The organism is Clostridia bacterium, from assembly GCA_028698525.1.
Taxonomy (GTDB): domain Bacteria; phylum Bacillota; class Clostridia; order JAQVDB01; family JAQVDB01; genus JAQVDB01.
The window spans coordinates 1-3,006 of sequence record JAQVDB010000119.1 but is presented as its reverse complement, the minus strand read 5'-3'; the positions used below and the strand labels follow the sequence as shown (position 1 = coordinate 3,006).

General features: G+C 32.8%; 5 protein-coding genes. 2 read left to right on the top strand and 3 right to left on the bottom strand.

Annotation, left to right across the window (positions count from 1 at the left end; all coding sequences use genetic code 11):
- The first annotated feature begins 289 nt into the window (after positions 1-289).
- Entirely contained in the window at positions 290-577 is a 288-nt protein-coding gene (locus PHP06_10915) for a hypothetical protein (protein MDD3841051.1), read from the top strand.
- Positions 578-653: 76 nt separating this feature from the next.
- Complete coding sequence (locus PHP06_10910) at positions 654-971, top strand: hypothetical protein (GenBank protein MDD3841050.1); 318 nt, start codon at positions 654-656, stop codon at positions 969-971.
- Between the two features lie 66 nt (positions 972-1,037).
- Here PHP06_10910 and PHP06_10905 read toward each other — a convergent pair whose 3' ends face one another.
- The 3 genes from PHP06_10905 to PHP06_10895 form a co-directional block, all read right to left on the bottom strand.
- Positions 1,038-1,550: a hypothetical protein gene (locus PHP06_10905; GenBank protein MDD3841049.1), complete on the bottom strand. Its 513-nt coding sequence runs from the start codon at positions 1,548-1,550 to the stop codon at positions 1,038-1,040.
- Positions 1,551-1,637: 87 nt separating this feature from the next.
- The gene (locus PHP06_10900; GenBank protein ID MDD3841048.1) at positions 1,638-1,973 is read right to left on the bottom strand and encodes a hypothetical protein; all 336 of its coding nucleotides are present in this window, start codon (positions 1,971-1,973) and stop codon (positions 1,638-1,640) included.
- Positions 1,974-2,267: 294 nt separating this feature from the next.
- Positions 2,268-2,915 carry a type II toxin-antitoxin system Phd/YefM family antitoxin gene (locus tag PHP06_10895; GenBank protein ID MDD3841047.1) on the bottom strand — a complete coding sequence of 216 codons (648 nt, stop codon included), beginning with the start codon at positions 2,913-2,915 and terminating at the stop codon, positions 2,268-2,270.
- Between the last annotated feature and the right edge of the window lie 91 nt (positions 2,916-3,006).

Here is a 3,006-nt window from a genome sequence, read left to right as displayed (position 1 = left end):
ACTCCTTCTTCATCTTAAAAATATTTATTAATGCTACATTTATAGTAAAAAATAACAATACATACTTTCAAGGAACATTTGTCTTTACAGTCCGTATTATTCTGTTTATTCTAACTGACTCAATCTTTAATTAAATTGTAATTTTTTGTATTTTATATCACTTTAATAAGTCAATGTTTGTTTAGACTATTAAAAATATTTTAGGTAAAACTTTCCCTTTGGTAAAAATTTTGCTATAATACATACACGAACATATGTTCTATTTTAAGATTTGCAAGGGGGGCTACAAATGATAAATGTTAATTGTAATTCTGTTTTCATTGCTGAATATGGTATAACAACAATAAGAATTCCGATAGAAGAACTGATAAGAAAATTCGCAATCGAGGATAGATATAATCAAACTAATCTAAAAAACATCTATTCTAAAGCAACAGGTATAAAACAAAATAATAATATGAATTACCTTATAAAAGATAACTTTATAGCCATTGCGCCTGATACAGGTTTGGGACTTGAAAAGGACCTGAACATACTTATCAATACGCTAAATATGGAAAAACATGGTGAAAATTGACTTTGGTTTTTTTATTTCCTATAATAAATGCATAACTTGGAATAAAATAACAACAATAGAAAGAAGGTTGATAGGGTTGGTAACACGGTTATTGAACAAGGTTGTAGAGATTAAGGGCGAAACTGCAATAATACCTGGTACTAATGATATTATATGCCGAGCTACTGTTGAAGCATATAGACAGTTTGCCAATAATCTTTGTTGTGATGATTATCATCCCCAAATCCTTAAAGAGGTTTACAATTTCTTAAGTGATCGTGATGACGTGGATGATATTTGTATGCTAATAAAAGATGGTTATATATACATGTTTCCGGAGTCAAAAGAGAATATTGAGTATAACTTCAATACTCTACTGATAGCCCAGGACTTATTTGATAAGAATGAAAGCTAATACAAAAACTCCCTAGTGTCGTATTAGGGAGTTTTTGTTGGAAAAGTCTGTCCTTTCATGTTTATCTTATGCACAGCCAAATTTCTCAATTTTAATTTTGCAGTACCTGTCATATTGTTGCAACAAATCTTCTGAAATAGGACCGCTTCCAAATTTGAATTCTCTTCCATGTATGGTATCATATTGCCCGCATACTTTATTTGGGCATTTATCGCAAATCTCTTTATATTTATATTTTGAATTTGCTTCTTCAACTATTTCAATAGCTTTTTTGAGTTTTTCTTTTTCGGTAGATTTAGGTTCCAATTTCTCTTTTATTTGTATTTTTCCACCTTGGCAGAATAAAAGTGATTTTCCTTCTATATTGAAACAAAACTCATATGCATTTAGAATGTTGATTTGCAGGTTATCATATCTAATATTATAAATAACTCTATCATCCTTTTTATTGATGCAGAGAACTGAATTTTTTCCCATGAAGAAATACACTTCACAGTTATCATTGCTCTCTTTGTCAATAATAGCGCAAACATTCATTTTTTCTGTATCTTCTATAAATCTTTCGATTAAATTGATCATATTATAAGCACTTCCTCTCTACAAACATACTCTCAAGATGATAAACCTCTTGATATGTAGGGGGTGGAGAATAATCTCCACTAAAGTTTAAATTTTAAATGTCTTTTCGCTTGTCACGAAGATATCTCTTGATACATTCGTGACTAACACTTCAATCTCTTCTTCATCTCGGTAGATAATTCTACCTGAAATGAAGACATTTACAGGAAGGTTCGGAGTGGTGATTCTAAACCTCTCGTCTTCCTGTTTTTTGAGTAAGCAGCTTGATGCTGCCTCTAACAACAAACGAATGCTTGTTTTTGTGAGACCGGCATCATCAATGTCGATCTCCGCATGGCGAGTAAAAAATATCTGCGCCTCCCTTTTTATTTGCTTTCCATATACAGTTCCTTTCAAATTTGCAATAACTCTTTCCTTTTTCATCTTCAAAAACCTCCAATTTAATTTTCGCATCCGAGTAAATTCCACAGATACCCGGAACGCTTCTATATTCTCAAAACTTTAATCCTGCTTGAGAACATAAAACCATACCGGGTATCCGCACCAACTCCTCTCTGCCAATGCTGAAAGAAGCCCCGGATCGCAAAAACATATGAAGGCTATTTCTTCTCCTTATTAAGGTCTGGTGAGGACCTTGTATAATAATTGGTTGGTCAGTATAAACCATAGCAAAGCTTAAAAATAAAAATCAAGTTTTTTACACAAAAAAAGAGCCGCTTATTTGCGGCTCTCTGTAAGCTGTTTCATATACTCAATATATTTATCATATTCCAGAATCACATATCTCGGCTTGTTGTGTTTCATAATAACTATTTCTTTTTCTTCATCAACCAGCTTCGCTGCTTTGGAGAAGTTCTGGTTAACCTCGGATATACTTATTATATTCTCCGGGATATTGTCTTCCCATAATACATCGAATTTTATTAGTGGCAAGTCTTTGCAGTTTTCTGGATTTATATATCTATTCCATTCCTCTCTGGTTATATAGCCGGTGGCCACCATATCTTCAATTATCTCTTCTTCAGTTTTATACCTCTCATCAACGAAGTCATAATCTTCTACTATGGGCTCCATTTTCTCCCTTTCTACATGTATTTTGATTTGACCGGTTCTTCTGTCTGTAAAGACCTCTACATATCTCTTATGATATCTTCTTATCAAGACAGATTTCTCTCTCGTTACTTGAACTATAACCAGGTATTCCCCATCTTTAATGTACTTTGTTGGAACTAGAACCTGTTCTACTCTTGCTCCAGGATCTAATGCCTGCATAATCAGTCTATCAGCCTCATTTGCATCATCCAGGGTCCATACTCCTCCGTTTCTGGATTTCTGGTCAAAAGTATTTATATCAATGGATTTCATATTATCGCCCTCCATTTTTTTTATTTAATTTTCAATGTGCCAATTACATTATAGACAAATATTAGGATATTGTCAAGCTAATATTTTAGCT